Source organism: uncultured Pelagimonas sp. (assembly GCF_947498515.1).
Lineage (GTDB): Bacteria > Pseudomonadota > Alphaproteobacteria > Rhodobacterales > Rhodobacteraceae > Pelagimonas.
The window spans coordinates 86572-104810 of the sequence record NZ_CANMKO010000009.1; the positions used below are offsets into that span (position 1 = coordinate 86572).

The 18239-nt window shown below is 54.6% G+C and carries 16 protein-coding genes; 6 read left to right on the forward strand and 10 right to left on the reverse strand.

Annotated elements, in window-relative coordinates; genetic code table 11:
• Positions 1-29: 29 nt before the first annotated feature.
• The 8 genes from Q1A43_RS17115 to cysQ all read right to left on the reverse strand — a co-directional run bounded on the left by Q1A43_RS17115 (position 30) and on the right by cysQ (position 9447).
• Positions 30-1460 carry a sulfotransferase family 2 domain-containing protein gene (locus tag Q1A43_RS17115; protein ID WP_299937188.1) on the reverse strand — a complete coding sequence of 477 codons (1431 nt, stop codon included), beginning with the start codon at positions 1458-1460 and terminating at the stop codon, positions 30-32.
• A 9-nt stretch (positions 1461-1469) separates the two neighbouring features.
• A complete protein-coding gene (locus tag Q1A43_RS17120) occupies positions 1470-3170 on the reverse strand; it encodes a beta-1,6-N-acetylglucosaminyltransferase (RefSeq protein ID WP_299937192.1) in 1701 nt (566 codons plus the stop codon).
• Positions 3167-4177 carry a glycosyltransferase family 2 protein gene (locus Q1A43_RS17125; RefSeq protein WP_299937366.1) on the reverse strand — a complete coding sequence of 337 codons (1011 nt, stop codon included), beginning with the start codon at positions 4175-4177 and terminating at the stop codon, positions 3167-3169. Before Q1A43_RS17125 ends, Q1A43_RS17120 begins: the two co-directional genes overlap by 4 nt.
• A 54-nt stretch (positions 4178-4231) precedes the next feature.
• Entirely contained in the window at positions 4232-5413 is a 1182-nt protein-coding gene (locus Q1A43_RS17130; protein ID WP_299937194.1) for a glycosyltransferase family 1 protein, read from the reverse strand.
• Positions 5394-6377 (reverse strand): UDP-glucose 4-epimerase GalE, encoded by a 984-nt coding sequence (gene galE / locus Q1A43_RS17135; protein ID WP_299922990.1) that lies wholly within the window; start codon positions 6375-6377, stop codon positions 5394-5396. The genes Q1A43_RS17130 and galE overlap by 20 nt, the downstream gene beginning before the upstream one ends.
• A gap of 4 nt (positions 6378-6381) precedes the next feature.
• Complete coding sequence (gene galU / locus Q1A43_RS17140; protein ID WP_299922991.1) at positions 6382-7275, reverse strand: UTP--glucose-1-phosphate uridylyltransferase GalU; 894 nt, start codon at positions 7273-7275, stop codon at positions 6382-6384.
• Positions 7276-7422: 147 nt separating this feature from the next.
• A complete protein-coding gene (locus Q1A43_RS17145) occupies positions 7423-8646 on the reverse strand; it encodes a glycosyltransferase (protein ID WP_299937197.1) in 1224 nt (407 codons plus the stop codon).
• A gap of 3 nt (positions 8647-8649) precedes the next feature.
• Positions 8650-9447 (reverse strand): 3'(2'),5'-bisphosphate nucleotidase CysQ, encoded by a 798-nt coding sequence (gene cysQ / locus Q1A43_RS17150; RefSeq protein ID WP_299937200.1) that lies wholly within the window; start codon positions 9445-9447, stop codon positions 8650-8652.
• Positions 9448-9573: 126 nt separating this feature from the next.
• On the opposite strand from cysQ, the gene Q1A43_RS17155 reads away from it, so the two are divergent.
• The 3 genes from Q1A43_RS17155 to Q1A43_RS17165 all read left to right on the forward strand — a co-directional run bounded on the left by Q1A43_RS17155 (position 9574) and on the right by Q1A43_RS17165 (position 11717).
• A complete protein-coding gene (locus Q1A43_RS17155; protein WP_299922996.1) occupies positions 9574-10404 on the forward strand; it encodes an ABC transporter permease in 831 nt (276 codons plus the stop codon).
• A gap of 90 nt (positions 10405-10494) precedes the next feature.
• The gene (locus Q1A43_RS17160) at positions 10495-11094 is read left to right on the forward strand and encodes an SH3 domain-containing protein (protein ID WP_299922999.1); all 600 of its coding nucleotides are present in this window, start codon (positions 10495-10497) and stop codon (positions 11092-11094) included.
• A gap of 5 nt (positions 11095-11099) precedes the next feature.
• Complete coding sequence (locus Q1A43_RS17165) at positions 11100-11717, forward strand: SH3 domain-containing protein (RefSeq protein WP_299937203.1); 618 nt, start codon at positions 11100-11102, stop codon at positions 11715-11717.
• A gap of 14 nt (positions 11718-11731) precedes the next feature.
• On the opposite strand, the gene Q1A43_RS17170 is transcribed toward Q1A43_RS17165, so the two are convergent.
• Positions 11732-12361, reverse strand: coding sequence for an alpha-ketoglutarate-dependent dioxygenase AlkB (locus tag Q1A43_RS17170; RefSeq protein ID WP_299937205.1), 630 nt, complete (start codon positions 12359-12361; stop codon positions 11732-11734).
• 206 nt (positions 12362-12567) lie between these two features.
• On the opposite strand from Q1A43_RS17170, the gene dnaK reads away from it, so the two are divergent.
• The 3 genes from dnaK to radC all read left to right on the forward strand — a co-directional run bounded on the left by dnaK (position 12568) and on the right by radC (position 16625).
• Positions 12568-14493: a molecular chaperone DnaK gene (dnaK, locus tag Q1A43_RS17175; protein ID WP_299923005.1), complete on the forward strand. Its 1926-nt coding sequence runs from the start codon at positions 12568-12570 to the stop codon at positions 14491-14493.
• 78 nt (positions 14494-14571) lie between these two features.
• On the forward strand, positions 14572-15732 hold the full coding sequence (dnaJ, locus tag Q1A43_RS17180) for a molecular chaperone DnaJ (protein ID WP_299923007.1): 1161 nt from the start codon (positions 14572-14574) through the stop codon (positions 15730-15732).
• Positions 15733-15860: 128 nt separating this feature from the next.
• Positions 15861-16625, forward strand: coding sequence for a DNA repair protein RadC (gene radC, locus Q1A43_RS17185; RefSeq protein ID WP_299937208.1), 765 nt, complete (start codon positions 15861-15863; stop codon positions 16623-16625).
• Between the two features lie 40 nt (positions 16626-16665).
• Here radC and Q1A43_RS17190 read toward each other — a convergent pair whose 3' ends face one another.
• A complete protein-coding gene (locus Q1A43_RS17190) occupies positions 16666-18225 on the reverse strand; it encodes a phosphate ABC transporter substrate-binding/OmpA family protein (protein ID WP_299937211.1) in 1560 nt (519 codons plus the stop codon).
• Positions 18226-18239: the final 14 nt, after the last annotated feature.

Sequence of the window (18239 nt, forward strand, 5' to 3'; positions counted from 1 at the left end):
CCTATGCGGGTGTCAGGGCCATCTGGTTTTCACGCCCAGTTGTCGAACCCAAACATGATGTAGTCGCGCATGTACGCCTCACGGGCCAAGGCTTCTATTTGGTCATCATAGATTTGTGCAAGCGCATAGGGCGCTGAATTTGGGTTTGCCGTTGGTTCTGGCGGGGCTGTGTGTCCGACCTGCATAGCCAATGCCGGCAAGTAGAGAGCCATTTCATCCTCACGAATGATCATATCCGGCAATGTAAACTCGGACATGCCCTGGATGCACTGTGCCTGTGTCGCCCAATGCCCGTCGACCCGAACCGCCGTTTGCCCCAACAAGTTGGCCTTGGTCCATGCCAAATAGGACGTAAAGGCCGTGCGATGGGCATCAACTGTGTACTCGTCGTCGGGTTCACCCTCTGGAATAGGCAGATTATGCGCGCGACGTAGAGTTTTGCGGATACCCGCGAAACTGCCCTTTTTGGTGGTCAAGATTTTCGAACAAAATGCTTCATGCGCACGTGCCAACGGATGGCGGATCACGGTAAAACTACGGTGGCCGGGTCGTTGACGTTTCCAAGCCCGAAGCGTGTTTTGCTTGAAATTGCGTTCAAGCGCGTTGTCGTCAACATCGTCCAAAGAAGACAACCATTGGCAAACCGCGGTTTCTGGACCTGAGCGGATCGGCATGTACAAAAGCGGCGTTTTCGCAGCCGCAACATAGGACGGTACAACCGGCCCTCGACGGGGTTCAAAATTTGGGGTGCGAGTCAGATTGAACCGGTCAAGCCGCGCCAAAGACCCTTCCATTTCGTCGAAATTTTTAACCTTCTCGGAAACGGGCTGCGGGTTTTGCCGCTTCAACGCTGTGTTCAGGCTGTCCAAATGCGACGAGGCACCAAGCCACTTTGCCAGGCCGTTCATGATGTCGACGTCTTGAAGGTCCTCGTAGGCAACATAAAACGCGGTCTGTGCACTGCGTTGCAGCGTATTCATGATCTGCACTTGGAAGGCCTGTAGATCGGCGAGGTGCTGTTCAAACTCAGTCGCGTCAAACTGTGCCTGCCCGTCTTTGCGCCGTTTGACGTTGGTCAGTTTCCACTGGCCGGTTGCTTGAGCGATCTTCCAGCTAACATAGCTGTCGACGGGATTTCGGGTCAGAATGATCTTACCGATCTTGGGGTCGGTCAGCAAGCTGTTCAGTATTCGCGGATCATGATCATGGAAATAGCGAAACCCTCCAATGCCACTTGGTGTTGCCTTGCGAATCTGGCCGAGCAGCCGAGTTGGGTCAACGTCACGTTCATCTTGCGTGATGCCAAGGATGTCTTCTGAATTTGGGTAGCCAATGAAATGCGGGTTAAAGGCCTCACCATGGCAGGTGATGCCATCAAAAGCGTTTAAATTGGCCTCCAGGAAATTGGACCCGGTGCGCATTTCGGCGAACACCACGAAACAGTCGAAACGATCAGACATTCAAAGGGCCTATTTCTTGATCAAGTAAGGTTTACGATGGCCACCGGGAAGGTTGCGCGGGGCAGGGTCCACCGGGAAGTCGCCCATCAAATATGGGTGCATCCCTTGGTTTTTCAGGTTTTGCAAGAATTGCCCAAATCCGGCCAGATCTTCCAAACGCGGTGCTTCAGAAAGGCGGCGTAGGCTTTTCTGACCAATTTCGTCAATGATCACCTGCAGGGGTTCCATCGGCGCTTCGATAAACTCGGCCATGGTCCAGATGCGCACCCTCGCCTTGACGTCAGGACTGCGCAATTCATCGAGCATCTTGCTCTCGATCTTTTGCAAGGCGGCGGCTTCGGCCCGAATTTCCGCGAAATTGGCGTTGGATTTGAAAAGAGGTACAGCCCAAGCGCCCGATATCACGCTGATCTGGGCATTTGGGTCGCGCGACATGTGCCAGTTGATTTTGGGATTGTCATGCGGTCCGTATTGAAAACACTGCCGTTCGCCACGGGTGTTCCAAAGAAGGTTGGTCAGAAATGCCCGCGGGTTGGCATCACGAAGTCTGGCGTTATTGGACAAAGCCCCATTGATGACCGTCTGCCCGCCAGAAAATTCGGCGCAATCAGGGCCGTAAAGGTGGCCATGCACTTGTGCGCCGGTGGCGCGGGCAAGCCAGCTTTCAAAATCTTGAAACAGCTCTGCAAACCCTTGGAATACGGAATAGCGCCCGGCCGTAACCCCATTTTCCCAGCCCAAATTCGGGAAACGACTTTGCATGAAAAGGCCCGGGCGTCCACGTGTCCGTCGATCGACCGCTTTGGCAAAAATGCGGTCAATTTTGCCGGGGTTTGGCTCTTGCTGCGACATGGCCCCGTTGGGGTCTGTCAAGAACGCATCATAAAGACGCGCGGCTTCGGGCCAGATTTTGCGCGCAACAAAACAGTCAGACCGCCGAAGCAATTGCAGGTGATCGTCGTAGAAAATATGCGGTTTGCCCTGAAAGTCGAACTTAGAGAGTGTCAGAGATCGGCTTTCGATGTTTGTGGAATACAAACGCGCCAAAGTTTGAAAGTAGCTTTCGTCAGGAATCCAGACGTGGCGAAAATAGCGGTCAAACTTTTCACGTTCTGGATCTTGAAGGATCGCGGTAAGTGTTTGCCGGGTCAGACACCACCATTGGCTCCCCATGTGGGGGATCAAGCCGCGTGGAATGCGGCGTTTATACCCGACGGCGCGTTGAAATTCGACAAGCTTGTCAAAGAGGTATCGGTTCTTTCGCCAACTGAACGGGAAATGCATCGTAAACCGTTCTTGATCCAACCCACCGACGGTCCAAGGAACATCGGCGGTTGTGGCGCTTTCGATAAAATCGGTGCGCGGGCGTTGTTCTAGGTAATCAACAAGCTCTTCAACAGGGCGTAGCGGCAAGCACGACCCGGACGACAGATAAACATGGCGCACCTCTTCGAACTTTTCGAGCAGGAGTTCCGATGCGTCTTGAGAGGCAGCCACAAGTCCCCAAGTGCCCCATTCGCACCGGTGACGCTTGGAAAACAACACCATTGGCGTATCGGAAAGCCGCGCGACAAAGGCGTCATAGGTCTTGCGAGGCACCATTTTGTCGACATGGATCACAACCGGGCAGCCGCCCCGTGTCCAATGACGTGCAACTTCTTCGGCTCGGTCAAGCGCGGTATGAACGAGCATGACGATCCCGACGCTCATGCCCAGTTCCCCTTGGACATCAGGCCCAAAATCTCCAGCTGGCGCCAGTTGATGTATTTTTCAGACCACTTGCACCAGAGGTCGGGATTGTCCTTAACGCCCTCTGCGTAGGCGATGTATTCTCGGCTGGCCCCGTAATGTTGATTTCGAGCCAATTCCTCTTCGGCTTTGACTGCAAATGTGTCGAGAAATTTGGTGTGAAGCAGAATGCCGCTGGCTTTTTCACCACCCCACTCATCGTAAACCTGATTTAGTCCACGCGGCAGGAGGTTGTGGGTCGAGCTTACATAGGCATATTGCCGGTTCCATTTGACCAGTGGAATTTTGTTCAAGGCCGGAGCCAACTTGGGTTTGTCCTGAAAGAACATCCGCGCTCGTGGGCCGCCTTGAATCCACAAATTTCCGAACTGCTTGTTCTTTTCAACCGTATAGTTGCCAGCATCAAACCAAGACGCGATTTCAAGCGGGTCTTGCCCGACTTGATAAGGTTGCGCGTCGATCCGTCCCTTGGGGTACATATCTAGTAGCATGGCGCTAAAGGACTTGATTGACGAAGCGTCAAGCCAATCGGTTAGGGCACGCAAAGGTCGCGTATCGCAAAAGGGATACAAAAACAGCTCATCCGGATCGACGGTCAACGCCCAATGATCATGCGCATATTTCAGCGCCAACCAGTTCAACCAATCCACCCCAAAGCGGGATCGTTTATAGCTAGCCTGGGTGGTCCAAACCGAAACATCCGGTTGTTTGGCGAGATAGTCGAGGGAGCCATCGGTGCTGTCGTTGTCGACAAAGAAAAAGTGGTTAACCCCCATGTCCCGATAGTATTTCAGGAACCACGGAAGGCGCACGCCCTCATTCCGTTGAGTTGAAAACAGAAGGATATCAGACGGGGCAATATCGGCAGTACGATTGGCGACGGGGCGCAAATCGCGTCGCTTGCGAAATGCACGGATGCGCCAGCGCTTTCGCTGAACCCGAAGTCGGTATGACTGCCATGCGCCCAATCGTGTGCCCTTGTCCAAGCCGGTTGACCGGCCCCTCGTTATAGATGCCAGCTATCAGATCAAGGTTAATACGGTCTTGAAATGTTCATCCCAAGAGGGAGGAATAAACGCTTGAGTACCACTTAAACCTGTTCTTTGCTGGTCAGCCATCTCTATTATCGTTGTTTGCCAAAGATACCTGTCAGAAGCGTCTGCGTAAACGGGAATATTTCCCAGAACTTCCCTGAAGATGGGCAGATCATTGCAAAGTACTGGAACGCCGAGCGCGGCGGCTTCGATTGGGGGGAGGCCATAGCCTTCGGCGAAGCTGGGGAAAAGCAATCCGGCAGAGCCTTGAAGGAGGGCAAATAGTTGATCGTCAGGCAAGTCGTGCAGTTCATGGATGCGCTCTGGTTTTGAGTCCAGTCGCCTGAAAACATCATGATTTTCCCACCCACGATTGCCGCAAATCAACAGATGTGCATCCGGGATGTCAGGCCAAATATCAAGCAACAAGGCATGGTTTTTACGTGGCTCAATCGTGCCTAGACACACAAAGTATGGACCGTTCCATGGCCCCTTTGGGGCGTTTCCCGTGTGCGGAATCGGAGCTCCGAGATGGGCAATGACTCTGTCCGGTAGGGGGCCCGGGACGTGACGACCAATATCGTCAGCCGTTTGGCGGGAGTTGCACAGGATCACGTCCGCATGGGCACAGGTGCGGCCCAAAAAAGCGCGAAATGGCGCAATGGTTTCAGGGCGTTGGTATTCAGGAAAATCCAGTGGGATCGTATCATGAATCATGACAGCCACCCGCGCTTTACGAAGCCGTAAAGCCGACAGTACCCGTTCGGTTAGGTTCGAATGACCAGTGTTGAGGTAATGAACCCCCATGGGCAAATGGCGCGCCAGCATGCGAGATAAACGCAGTGGCAAACATCGGTCATGGCAAATAATGCGCAGGTAAGTTTCGGCCTGACGACGTACCGGATGTCGACCTTTGCGCAGTTTCGACAGCCGGTCCGCAGGGCCCCAATCCTGATCGAGAATTCTTTCTCGCAACGCGGCGCAACCGGCTTGGTCCAGCAGGACATACCCCAGTGAGCTTCGGACCAACCCCCACAGGTCGCCATGTTGTAACAGGTTGTCGAGATATGCGAATTCAACCCGATCGACGCCGGTCATAGGACGGCCAGCGCGGCTGACCAATCGCGTCAGGTCGAGAAGTCGGGTTGGTTCAGGCGTCGTAATGGCCATTTTTATGCCACCGCCATGCATCTGCTATCATCTGTGCCATTGTGGATCGAGCCGGGCTCCAACCTAGCTCCTCGCTGGCGCGTGATGAGCCGGACACCAATTTGGTAGCATCACCGGCACGGCGCGGCCCTTCGGAACAAGGGACTTCCTGATTGGTGACGGTTCCAGCCGAGGTGATAACTTCTTTGACCGAAAAGCCACTGCCAGTCCCGAGATTGAAGACCTGGCTTCCGTTTCCATCTTGCAACCATTTCAAGCCAAGAACATGGGCATCAACCAAGTCACAGACATGCACATAATCGCGGATGCAGGTGCCATCGGGTGTTTCATAGTCCGTCCCGTGAATGGTTAACGCCGGGCGCTTGCCATCGATCGCTTCAAGCATAACAGGGATGAGATGGGTTTCGGGGCGATGGTGTTCGCCGACCTCACCCTCAGGGTCGGCACCGGCCACGTTGAAATACCGAAAGATCACATGACGCAATCCATAAGCGGCCTCAAAGTCGCGCAGGATATTTTCCACGGCGCGCTTTGATGCGCCATAGGCGTTCAGTGGTTCTTGTGGAGTGTTCTCATCAAGAACAACGTTGTCGTGTTCGCCGTAAGTCGCGCAGGTCGATGAGAACACAAAGTCGAGGCAGCCCGCAGCAACAGCGGCCTCGATCAATGTTAGCGACCCTTCAACATTGTTGCGCCAATACATGCCGGGTTTGGCCATGGCTTCGCCAACCTGACTGAGCGCTGCAAAATGCACCACGGCGACCGGTTGCCATTTGGCAAAAACTTCGTCCAACCGTGTGCGGTCAGAAAGATCACCCTTTTCAAAGGGGCCGAATTTTACGGCGTCTTGCCAGCCGGTGCTCAGATTGTCGAAGGTCACAGGTGTATACCCGGCGGCCTTAAGTGCCTTGCAGGCGTGGCTACCGATATAGCCAGCGCCGCCCGTCACAAGAACATGCGCCACGGGTTTATTCCGCGGCTTTTCGGGCAGACATGATTTCGTGCAGATATCCTTCGAGATCGTCTTTCAGGTCATCGCGCGACAGGCCAAAAGCCACGGTCGCTTGCAAGAAGCCACTTTTGGAGCCGCAATCAAAGCGTTGGCCCCGGAAACGATAGCCGTAAACGCCGTTCCCTTCGGTGATCTCACGTGCAATCGCGTCGGTTAGTTGGATTTCACCACCGGCACCCGATTTGATCTTGTTAAGATGGCGGAAGACATCAGGCGACAAGATATAACGGCCAATGACAGCTAAATTGGAGGGAGCTTCGTCAGCTGGCGGTTTCTCGACCATGCCTCTGACTTTGACCATGCTGCCCATGTCTTCTTCGACATCCAAGACACCATAGCTCGAAGCTTTCTCGGCGGGGACTTCCATCGCCGCAACCATGTTTCCGCCTGTCTCTTCGTAGGCTTCAACCATCTGTTGCAAACAAGGTTTCTCAGCTGCGATGACATCGTCGGGAAGCATAACGGCAAACGGTTCGTTGTGGATCAGGCGACGGGCACACCAAACAGCGTGACCAAGACCCAAAGCGCGGTGTTGACGAATATACGCGATTTCACCTGAGTCCATGTTGGTGGACTTCAAAATATCAAGAAGCTCGTCTTTGCCTTTTTTCCGGAGCTCTTGTTCAAGCTGCGGGGCGTGATCAAAGTAGTCTTCCAGTGCGCCCTTACCGCGAGAGGTCACAAAAATGAACTCTTTGATGCCGGCGGCGCGTGCTTCGTCAATGGCGTATTGGACCAGCGGACGATCAACCAAAGTCATAATTTCTTTGGGAACCGATTTTGTTGCCGGAAGAAAGCGGGTTCCCATTCCTGCGACGGGAAAAATGGCTTTCGTGACCTTCTTGCGCATCGGTCTGCTCCTACTCTAATCTTTTGACAGCTTATCGCATGTGGTTTTGATGGTAGCCACCAAATTTTGATACGATAAGCCGAATAAACGGGTATTGTTTCGAATTCGTTGTAGTTCTGCTGTGAAACAGATCATTGTGAATAAAAATTATCCGCGAACGTCCGAAATTCGGGCGACTTCCTCCTTAACGCGTGTCGAGAACCGGCGATAGTGGGAAAGGCGTTGATTGCGCTCACTGCGGCCAAACCTCCCACCAAATTGTTCCCAATAGCCTCCGTTTTCAAACGAAACTGTATGAAATCTCGGGCTTGGCAGCAAAATGAACAAGCTAACAATGCTGCCACTTTGAGCCAATTTTGCGGCGTCTCGTCGTAGCCTGCGGGCTTGCCATATCCGACCTGCCAATACCACGCGCGGGGCGTTGGGGCGGCCGGGAAACGCCTGAAATGCCGGGGAAACCGCGACAAATGGCGATAGCGTTTTGATCGGGCGCGTTAATCCTTCGGCACCACCGTCTTGCAGGCCGCGTAGCAATTGCGCCATCTGTGTCGCGTTTAGTTGGCGCTTTTTGGCAAATCGAAACAGCCGCAACCGCTGCTCTTCGCAAAAGGCCATCCAAGCGCGATCTTGATCCGGTTCGGGACAGTATTTCTTAAGGAATACACGCTGCGATGCGCCAATTTGCGTTAGATCCTTGGGGACACGTGACGCATCTCGTCGCTCGCTTTCGGCGAAACCGTGATGCACTTGAGCCAGAGGAGCAATCGCGGTTTTCTGACCACTTTGGGCAAGCCGCATGTTTAGGTCGGTTTCATCCAGATAGAAGCGAAACTGGGGGTCAAACCCTCCCAATTCCCTAAGAATGGACCGCCGAAACGCCATGTTTGTTCCCTCGGTCTTGAGGGCATGGCCATTGGGGATACTTGGTACAGCCGGTTTTGTGTCCGGAAGAGGGTAGGGGGACGGAGTGCCGGTGCAATCAATCGTCCGGGCTTGCCACTGAAATGAAATGCCATTGCGTCCAATGACATAGCCGCCGGCGGCCGAGACATCGGGTTGCTCGAACGGACCCGTTAAATGTGTAAGCCAGAGCGGTTCGGGAACTGCGTCATCGTCAATAAACGCGACAATATCACCTGCGGCCTGTTCTATGCCTAGATTTCTGGCCGCTGAGATATTGGGTTCGTCATAGCCAACAAGCTTGAAGAATGACGCATCCGGTCGGGCGCGCACGATGGCTTCGCCATCCGGGCAAGTCACGACAATCACTTCGAACGGTGCGTAATCGAGTTGGGCCAAACCCATCAGGCAGCGGGCAAGGGCCTGGGGGCGGCCCCGGCTCACGACCACGACACTGACGGGCAGGGCCATAGACTAGGCCTTTTTCAGCTCAACGCCCGGGGCGTAGGCGATAAAGAACGGGTTTGCGAAACCGTCTTTGCCATAGACCAACGGGCTGTGATCGTCGAAACGCACAACTTTGCCACCAGCACCGTGCAACACGGCCTGACCTGCGGCGGTGTCCCATTCCATCGTGCGGCCAACGCGTGGGTACAAATCGGCCTCACCTGTGGCGACAAGGCAAAACTTCAACGACGATCCGGCGCTTTTGCTGTCTTTGGTGGCATATTTGGCGATGTAGTCTTCGGTGGCTTGGTCACGGTGCGATTTGGACGCGACCAACATCAACGCGCTGTTGTCAGGTGTGCTGACAGAAATGGCTTTGGTTTCGCCGGCGGTGTCTTTGTCAAAGGGGCCCATTTCTTCGACGGTTGATCCATCTGCCAGAGTATAGAACATCCGTTCGCGGGCCGGGGCATAGACCACACCGCGCACCGGCACACCGTCTTCGACCAAGGCGATGTTGACGGTGAAATCACCGCGACGCTTGATGAACTCCTTAGTGCCATCCAACGGATCAACGATCAAAAAGGTTTTGGCATCAACACCATGGCTATCGGCTTGTTCTTCGGTGACAAGGGCGACATCGGGAAAAGCGGCTCGCAATCCGGCCGAAATGATCGCGTCTGCGGCTTCGTCCGCTTCAGTCACGGGGCTGTCGTCGGATTTCACTTTCACGTCAAAATCGTCAGAGTTGTAAATCTCCATGATCTTATCACCGGCTTCTAGTGCCAGCTTGCGGATCACTGTTGTCAGTTCCGAATAGTCCACGAAATGTCCCCTTCCCGGCAAAGTGTCGGGTTTTATTGATTTGAAAGCCTTTGCGTCTTATGGTGCCATTCAACAAGAACGGCAAGAATGCCGAAAGTATCAGGCCGCATATCGGAGCAGCGTCCCATGTTTCAGATGACTACACCCCGGTCTCGGCTGGGTTCTGCGATTTATATTGCCGAACTGATTTACCACAACTCTGTTCGCTCGGTCCGCAAATCCCACGGAAACGCCTTTATGGCGATCTTTATGAACATGCTTCAGACGATCGTTTTCGTCATGGCCTTCTATGTGATGTTCCAAATTCTGGGCCTGCGCGGAACGGCTTTGCGTGGCGATTTCATGGTTTACATCATGACCGGGATTTTCCTGTACATGACGCATTCCAAGACATTGGGCGCGGTGTCCGGATCCGAAGGGCCAGCCAGCCCAATGATGCAACACGCCCCGATGAACACCGCGATTGCGATTGCGGCGGCGATGGTCAGCACGCTCTACATTCAGCTCCTGTCTCTTTTTGCGATCCTGTTCATTTATGATGCCGCCTTTGCGCCCGGTGTTTTACTGGAGATTTTTGATCCCATCGGATGTTTGGCGATGATCTTGCTGGCGTGGTTCTCTGGTGCGGCGATTGGTATGGTGTTTCTGGCAGTCAAGCCGTGGTTCCCGACGCCGGTTGGTATCATTTCAACGGTCTATCAACGCGCTAATATGATTGCATCGGGCAAGATGTTCGTTGCCAATACCCTACCACCCTACATGCTAACCATGTTTGATTGGAATCCATTGTTCCACTGTATCGATCAATCACGTGGTTATGCGTTTCTTGACTACAATCCACGCAATTCCAGCTGGGAATACGCCTTTTACCTGTCGATCGTCCTGATCATGATTGGCCTGATGGGTGAATTTTACACCCGCAAACACGCCTCGGCCTCTTGGGGCGCACGTCGCTAAAATCTGCCGGTATTCCGGACTATGGAATACCGCACTTTGGCAAAGCCGCCGTACCGCATAGTCTTGGGTCAATTGACCAAGGAGTTTCCTATGCTAATCCGCGCCCTTGCCCTAATGCTTGCTACCGCAACGACGGCGATTGCCGAAGATTTGCCAGCCCTGTTTGATGTGACCGGTGTCGCGTCGGATGACGTATTGAATGTACGCACCCGCCCGATGGGCGGAGCCAATATTATTGGCACCTTAGCCTATGACGCGAAGTCGGTCGAAGTTGTCGAAGTTCAAGACAATTGGGGCCGGGTGAATGTTGATGAAGGGTCGGGCTGGGCGTCGATGCGGTTTCTGACAGCACAACCTGACACCGCGCTTCCAAACGCAACGCATTTCAATTGTTTCGGGACCGAACCGTTTTGGTCGCTTGATGTCCAAAATGGTGGCCCGGCGGTTTTGTCGACACCCGAAGGGCATGACCGCGCGTTTCATATGGGGCTCGCCCGTGCCGCCAATGCACGCCCGGCTCCTTTTGCTATTCTGGGAAGCGCGCAGGGAGAAAACATCGCCATTGTGATGGACAAAGAAATTTGTTCCGACGGCATGTCCGATCGGCTGTTCGGCCTGTCCGGCACCGTTGTGCTCAACGGATATAATATGGAAGTCTTGTCGGGCTGCTGCTCGATCCAATCGGAGTGACTTGGATGCTACGACTGCTGATAGTGATGATGAGCCTATCAAGCGCCGCCTGGGCGAACGGATTTCCGGCCCTTTATAACATCGTTGATGTCGCAGCAGACGATACGCTGAACGTGCGGTCCAAGCCGAGTTCAAAAGGTGATGTGATCGCAGAGCGGGCTTTTGACGAGACCTATATTCAAGTGTTGGAGATGGACCCGAGCGGCAAATGGGCCTTGGTCAACAACGGTGAGGCCGGTCAGGGATGGATCTATGCCCGGTATCTCGAACCGGTGCCCGGCGGCTCGTTTCCCGACTGGCCGCATATGTATTGCGGTGGCAGCGAAAGCCCTTGGGGTGTCACCTTTACACAAGGTGGCCCGGCGGAGTTTCGTCAGTATTACGAGCCAGATGGCTATGCTCTTACCGCAGGAAGTTTTAAAACCGGGTCCGAGCATCTGACAGATCACGGTATTCGCGCCACAAGCGACGCGATGCAGGTCTTGATTTCGGTGCGTCGCGAAACCTGTCAAAGTACCATGATTGATGCCGCATTTGGACTGATGTCTTCGGTGTTCATCACCGGCAAGGAAGACGGTTTTCAACAAGGGTGCTGTTCTCTCATCGCCCCTCCCGGCAATTGAACCCGCGGCCTCGCTTAGGTCACCATCCGAAGCGTCAAGTTGATCCGCCCACCTTGCGGCAGCAGGGTTGATGACCCGAACCGGAGCCGGTCAACACCGTGATGCGCCAGCCGCGCGTCACCACCCATCACAACGACATCGCCGGATTTCAGCCAGATCGACTCGGTGTTGCCGCCACGTTCCACATTACCCATTCGAAACAGCGCCTCGTCGCCAAGGCTGATCGACACCACCGGGTAGTCGAAAGCCGCCTCGTCGCGATCTTGGTGAAGTCCCATTTTCGCGTCTTCGCCATACCAGTTGATCAAACAGCATTCCGGGTCGCGTTTGGGGAGGTGTTGACAGCTGTCAACTTTATACCAAATTTTAAGAATTGAGGCTGGGATGGCGGGCCATGCTGCGCCATTTGGATGCTGCTTTTCATAGCGATAGCCGCGCCTGTCGCTGATCCAGCCAAAATCACCCGCCGCGCTCATCCGCACCGACATCGGTTTTCCCCGCGCGGTCACCGGCTGAACCAACGGCGCGACACGCAAAATCCCGCGCAACTCTTCGACAAGCGATTCTTGTTCGGCCCGATCCAGAAATTCGGGATGAATGACAAAGCCCTTTTGGCGGATCATGGGTGAATTTGCAGGTTTCATGCCCCTTTCTTTCGCGATTCCTAACGTTAGCCAAGCAATTCTGCACATTTGCTGTGTTGCAGGTGCTTGCAGGGACAAAAGCGGCTCCTTATATACCGTCCGAACGCGCCGGATCCGGCCGGACCGGCGTTCCTGCCATACGGGGCACCGGATGCCGTTACGGGTCCAGCGCCACGTGATATCGCCTGTTAAGAAAGGGATCGAACATGGGTAAAGTGATCGGTATCGACCTCGGTACAACGAACTCTTGTGTTGCCATTATGGACGGCTCTGCCGCCCGCGTCATTGAAAACGCCGAAGGCGCACGCACAACTCCTTCTATCGTTGCATTTGCTGACGACGAACGCCTTGTTGGCCAGCCAGCCAAACGTCAGGCTGTTACCAACCCAGAAGCCACCGTTTTTGCGGTGAAGCGTCTGATTGGCCGCCGCGTCACCGATGCAGAAGTCACCAAGGATCAGGACATTGTTCCATACGCCATCGTTGATGGCGGCAATGGCGATGCATGGGTTGAGGCCAAGGGTGAGAAATACTCTCCGTCGCAAATCTCTGCCTTTATCCTCGGCAAGATGAAAGAAACCGCCGAGAGCTATCTTGGCGAAGAAGTCACTCAGGCGGTTATCACCGTTCCTGCGTACTTTAACGACGCCCAGCGTCAGGCCACCAAAGACGCCGGTAAAATTGCCGGTCTCGAAGTGCTGCGGATCATCAACGAACCGACAGCGGCGGCTCTGGCCTATGGTCTGGACAAGAAAGAAAGCAAAACCATCGCGGTCTATGACCTTGGTGGCGGTACTTTCGATGTGACCATTCTGGAAATCGACGACGGTCTGTTCGAAGTGAAATCGACCAACGGCGACACTTTCCTTGGTGGTGAAGACTTTGACATGCGCATCGTCAACTACCTCGCGGACCAGTTCAAAAAAGAGCACGGTGCCGACCTGACCAAAGACAAGATGGCCCTGCAGCGTCTGAAAGAAGCCGCTGAAAAAGCCAAAATCGAACTGTCTTCGGCCACTCAGACCGAAATCAACCAGCCGTTCATCACCATGGACCCGGCCACAGGCGCACCTTTGCACCTGGTTGTGAAACTGACCCGTGCCAAACTGGAAAGCCTTGTTGGTGATCTGGTCAAAGCGTCTATCAAGCCTTGCCAAGCCGCGTTGAAAGACGCCGGCCTGACCACGGCTGACATCGACGAAGTCGTTCTGGTTGGCGGTCAAACCCGTATGCCGCGCGTCTTTGACGAAGTGACCAAGTTCTTTGGCAAAGAGCCACATAAGGGTGTGAACCCTGACGAAGTTGTTGCCATGGGCGCGGCCATTCAGGCCGGTGTTCTGCAGGGTGACGTCAAAGACGTTGTTCTTCTCGACGTAACACCTCTGTCGCTTGGTATCGAAACTCTGGGTGGTGTCTTCACCCGTCTGATCGACCGCAACACCACCATCCCGACGAAAAAGTCTCAGGTCTTCTCGACCGCCGAAGACAACCAGTCGGCTGTGACCATCCGGGTTTTCCAGGGTGAGCGTGAGATGGCGGCTGACAACAAGATGCTCGGCCAGTTCAATTTGGAAGACATCCCACCGTCGCCACGTGGCATGCCACAGATCGAAGTGACCTTTGACATTGACGCAAACGGCATCGTGTCCGTTGGTGCCAAGGACAAAGCCACCGGTAAAGAGCAGCAGATCACCATCCAAGCCTCGGGCGGTTTGACGGATGAGGACATCGAAAAGATGGTCCAAGAAGCCGAAGAAAACGCCGAAGCGGATAAAGAGCGCAAAGAGCTGGTCGAAGCCCGCAACCAAGCCGAGAGTCTTGTGCACTCAACCGAGAAATCGGTTGAAGAGCATGGCGACAAGGTCGATCCGTCCACTGTTGAGGCGATCGAGCTGGCTGTTGCAGCGCTGAAAGACGATCTGGAGAAAGACGACGTTGCAGCTGAGAAGCTCAAGGCCGGCATCCAGAACGTGACCGAAGTCGCAATGCGCCTTGGTGAAGCGATCTACAAAGCCCAAGCCGAAGAAGCCGGCGAAGAGCCCGCAGCTGCGGATGCTGAGGGTCCTGCTGGTGCCGACGATGATATCGTTGACGCCGACTTCGAAGATCTGGGTGATGACAAACGTGGCTAAGGCCGGTTTGTGACACTGATCGGGGGCCGGTCCGGTAGCCGGACTGGCCCTTTTCCTTTCCTGGAAAGGAGGACGTAGATGTCCAAAAGTGATTATTATGATCTGCTAGGAGCCTCCAAGGGGGCCTCTGCGGATGAGCTCAAGAAGGCCTATCGCAAGAAGGCCAAAGAACTGCACCCGGATCGCAATTCGGACAATCCAAACGCAGAGGCGCAATTCAAAGAGATCAATGAGGCCTATGATGTCCTCAAAGATCCTGAGAAGAAAGCAGCCTATGACCGCTATGGTCATGCCGCATTCGAAGGCGGCATGGGGGGTGGCGGTGGTCGACCCGGTGGCGGGTTTGGCGGCGGTGGTCCCGGTGATTTCGGCAGTGCCTTCTCTGATGTGTTCGACGATCTATTTGGCGACTTTATGGGCGGCCAGCGCGGTGGTGGTGGGCGTCAGCGCGCCTCACGCGGGGCGGACTTGCGCTATAACCTGCGGATCACTCTCGAAGACGCCTTCGCCGGAATGCAGAAAACCATCAATGTTCCAACTTCGGTGCAATGTGGTGAATGCGAAGGGTCCGGTGCCGAAGGTGGAGCAGAACCGACAACCTGCCCAACCTGTTCCGGTATGGGTAAGGTGCGGGCAACACAGGGTTTCTTTACGGTTGAGCGAACTTGCCCAACCTGTTCTGGCCTTGGTCAGATCATCAAGAACCCATGCAAATCCTGCGGTGGAAATGGCCGTGTTCAAAAAGAACGCGCGCTGTCTGTGAACATCCCGGCTGGTGTTGAAACCGGCACACGCATTCGTCTTGCAGGCGAAGGTGAGGCGGGCATGCGCGGTGGCCCTCCGGGTGATCTCTACATTTTCATTGAAGTTGAAGAGCACAAGATTTTCGAACGCGAAGGCAGCGAGTTGCATTGCCGAGTGCCGGTGTCGATGACCTCTGCTGCATTGGGTGGCGATATCGAAGTGCCGACCATAGATGGCGGTCGTTCGCGGGTGAAAATCCCATCGGGAAGCCAATCTGGCCGCCAGATGCGGTTGCGCGGCAAAGGCATGCCAGCGCTGCGCGGCGGTGGCACCGGTGATATGTTCATCGAACTTGCCGTCGAAACACCGGTGAACCTGACCTCTCGCCAGAAAGAGATCTTGCGCGAGTTTGAAGGCCTAGCCGAAGACAACAACCCCGAAAGCTCGAGCTTTTTCTCGTCGGTCAAAGGGTTCTGGGACAGTATGAAAGGGTAGCACCGCCTTCTGAAATCCTGGTTTTCTACAAAAGACGGCACCCGGTTGGGTGCCGTTTTTGTTTTCCTTTGTGGGAACGGAGTGACAACATTTTCCATTCGTTCACCATGCTTCAGCAAAGATGAGGCATGACACAGGGACCACATTTTTCAGATTCACAAGCGGCATTGTTCGACTTGGACGAAGCTCCGGTGCAACCGGTGCCCGATTCCAAGCTGTTGCCATCCTATATCAAGGATCATCGTGCCCGGTTGCGTGAGCGTTTTCGGATCGGTGGGGCGGACGCTCTGCCCGACTATGAGCTTTTGGAGCTGGTCCTGTTTCGCGCCATTCCTCGCCAGGACGTTAAACCGCTCGCTCGGCAGTTGCTTGAACAGTTTGGAGATTTCAACGGCGTTATCTCTGCACCTGCGATGAGATTGGCAGAGGTGATAGGTGTCGGTGATGCGGTTGTGACCGAACTCAAAGTCGTTGAGGCGGCGGCACACCGATTGGCACAAGCCAAGGTTTTAAAACGGCACGTGGTGAGCAGTTGGGATGCCTTGCTGACCTATTGCCAAACAGCAATGGCACATGGTGAGGTCGAACAATTTCGAGTGCTGTATTTGGACCGCAAGAACGTTTTGATTGCCGATGAAGCGCAAGGGCGTGGCACGGTCGACCACGTACCCGTTTATCCGCGCGAAGTTGTCAAACGCGCCTTAGAGTTGAACGCGACGGCGATGATCCTTGTGCACAACCATCCGTCAGGGGACCCAACACCCAGCGGGGCAGATATCGAAATGACCGAACAAATTCGAGAAGCTGCCGAAGTGCTTGGGCTGACCTTGCATGACCATTTGGTGATCGGCAAATCGCAGGAATTGAGTTTTAAAGCCGAAGGGTTGCTCTAGTCGCCCAAATTCCGTGCACGGAATTTGCCACCGCAGGCCTTTAGCGCACCCAGACCTCGACCCGCCGGTTCACCTGACGCCCCCAGGACGTTTCATCGCAAGCCATGGGCATGGCCTCACCAAAGGCATCGGTCAGCACTTCAATTTGATCCAAATCCGCTGTTTCAGCGGTCTGTTCAACTGCGCGACGCACGGTTTCGGCGCGTTTTCGGGCAATTGTCAAATTCCCCTGAGCCGGACCAACCCCGTCCGAGAACCCAACAAAGACCAGCTTTCGTCCGTCATAAATCCCGGCCTCGAGAGAGCGCGCGAGTTGTTGAACATTTGAACGGGATTGCGCATCTAACCGGGTCGATCCGGTTTCAAACCGAAAGGATGTGGTAAGGCGGCGCATTTCTGACAGGGTTCGTGTCAGGCGTTTGAGCTCCTTTAACGAGTTGTCGCCATCTGTCACGAGCACCGCATTCGTGAACCGGTTTCCCTGCAAATCGACGGGGATTTCCTCGGGAGCTTGGTCAACAAATCCCGCTCTCCGGATGACAATTTGTGCCGGTGGTGTGCGCGTAAATGTCAAAAACTCACGGGCCAAAGCCGGGAGGCGGCGGGCTGGAACATATAGAAACATAGGTGCGGTTAATGGGAAATCTTCGGTTTTGATCGAGCGACGCGCAGCGCGCAACGAGAAGCCACAATTCCCGCCGATCAATAAAGGCTTGGCGTTTCCGATGTCAGAAAAACTGGCGATGCCAATGCCAAATGGGTCCCTCGCGACGGCATCCGCCAATTTTGCGTTCGTATTGTAACGCTCCGCAGAAGCGGTCAACGTTGTCTGAGCCGGGTGTAGGATTTTGTCTTCTAGCTCCTGCGACAGGCCCGAGTTGGCATCGCGGACATGGACGGTGACCGGGGCATCGGGGCCTCCTAACTCTCGCCAATTTGACAGTTTGCCTGAGAGGACCCTTGCTAGATCAGTTAGCGAAATCTTGTTAACCGGATTGTTGGCCGCGACCACAGGCACCAATGCATCCAAAGCCAAAACACGCGCGCGATTGGGGGTTTCGAGATTGCCAAGGCCCGCCTCTCGCGCCAGCGCGATTTCTGAAGGGCGGATTTCGCGCAGTGACATGACGATATCCGCTTCTCCGGCCAACAGGTCGGCGAAACCCTCGTCGGTGTTGGTTACGCGAAAGGTAAAAATCCCGACCATTTTACCGCTACGCGTATCGCTGAGAATATAGGCAAAGCGGTTTTCACCAATCGTCTGTCGTTTGGCATTTAGCCCGTTGCGCAAAGCAAAAGATTCCAACAATGCAGGCATCAAAACCGAGCCAACAGTAGCGGACCCAGACACCGAGAGTTCGGCGACATAGTCCGTGAGCGATGGGCAAGACGGTCCGTCGCACAGCACACCAGAGCTATCGACGGTTAGCTCGCCAAATTTGGTATCGATACGGTAAAACTCGCCGTCAAACCCAAGAAAGGTGCCGGTCAATTCGATCGCGCCATCGCGGGACCGGAGGGTGATGTCTTGGGCAAACGCCGAAGACACGATCCCTAAAATGAAAAGTGCGGCGAATATCGCCGCACGCCAAATGTGCATATCTTGTCCTGCCT

Bases quoted from the DNA above. Each gene is read 5' to 3' on its own strand.
- Q1A43_RS17115 (WP_299937188.1), bottom strand. From the start codon at position 1,460: ATGTCTGATCGTTTCGACTGTTTCGTGGTGTTCGCCGAAATGCGCACC.
- Q1A43_RS17120 (WP_299937192.1), bottom strand. From the start codon at position 3,170: ATGAGCGTCGGGATCGTCATGCTCGTTCATACCGCGCTTGACCGAGCC.
- Q1A43_RS17130 (WP_299937194.1), bottom strand. From the start codon at position 5,413: ATGGCCATTACGACGCCTGAACCAACCCGACTTCTCGACCTGACGCGA.
- galU (WP_299922991.1), bottom strand. From the start codon at position 7,275: ATGCGCAAGAAGGTCACGAAAGCCATTTTTCCCGTCGCAGGAATGGGA.
- Q1A43_RS17145 (WP_299937197.1), bottom strand. From the start codon at position 8,646: ATGGCCCTGCCCGTCAGTGTCGTGGTCGTGAGCCGGGGCCGCCCCCAG.
- Q1A43_RS17155 (WP_299922996.1), top strand. From the start codon at position 9,574: ATGTTTCAGATGACTACACCCCGGTCTCGGCTGGGTTCTGCGATTTAT.
- Q1A43_RS17160 (WP_299922999.1), top strand. From the start codon at position 10,495: ATGCTAATCCGCGCCCTTGCCCTAATGCTTGCTACCGCAACGACGGCG.
- Q1A43_RS17165 (WP_299937203.1), top strand. From the start codon at position 11,100: ATGCTACGACTGCTGATAGTGATGATGAGCCTATCAAGCGCCGCCTGG.
- Q1A43_RS17170 (WP_299937205.1), bottom strand. From the start codon at position 12,361: ATGAAACCTGCAAATTCACCCATGATCCGCCAAAAGGGCTTTGTCATT.
- dnaK (WP_299923005.1), top strand. From the start codon at position 12,568: ATGGGTAAAGTGATCGGTATCGACCTCGGTACAACGAACTCTTGTGTT.
- dnaJ (WP_299923007.1), top strand. From the start codon at position 14,572: ATGTCCAAAAGTGATTATTATGATCTGCTAGGAGCCTCCAAGGGGGCC.
- radC (WP_299937208.1), top strand. From the start codon at position 15,861: ATGACACAGGGACCACATTTTTCAGATTCACAAGCGGCATTGTTCGAC.
- Q1A43_RS17190 (WP_299937211.1), bottom strand. From the start codon at position 18,225: ATGCACATTTGGCGTGCGGCGATATTCGCCGCACTTTTCATTTTAGGG.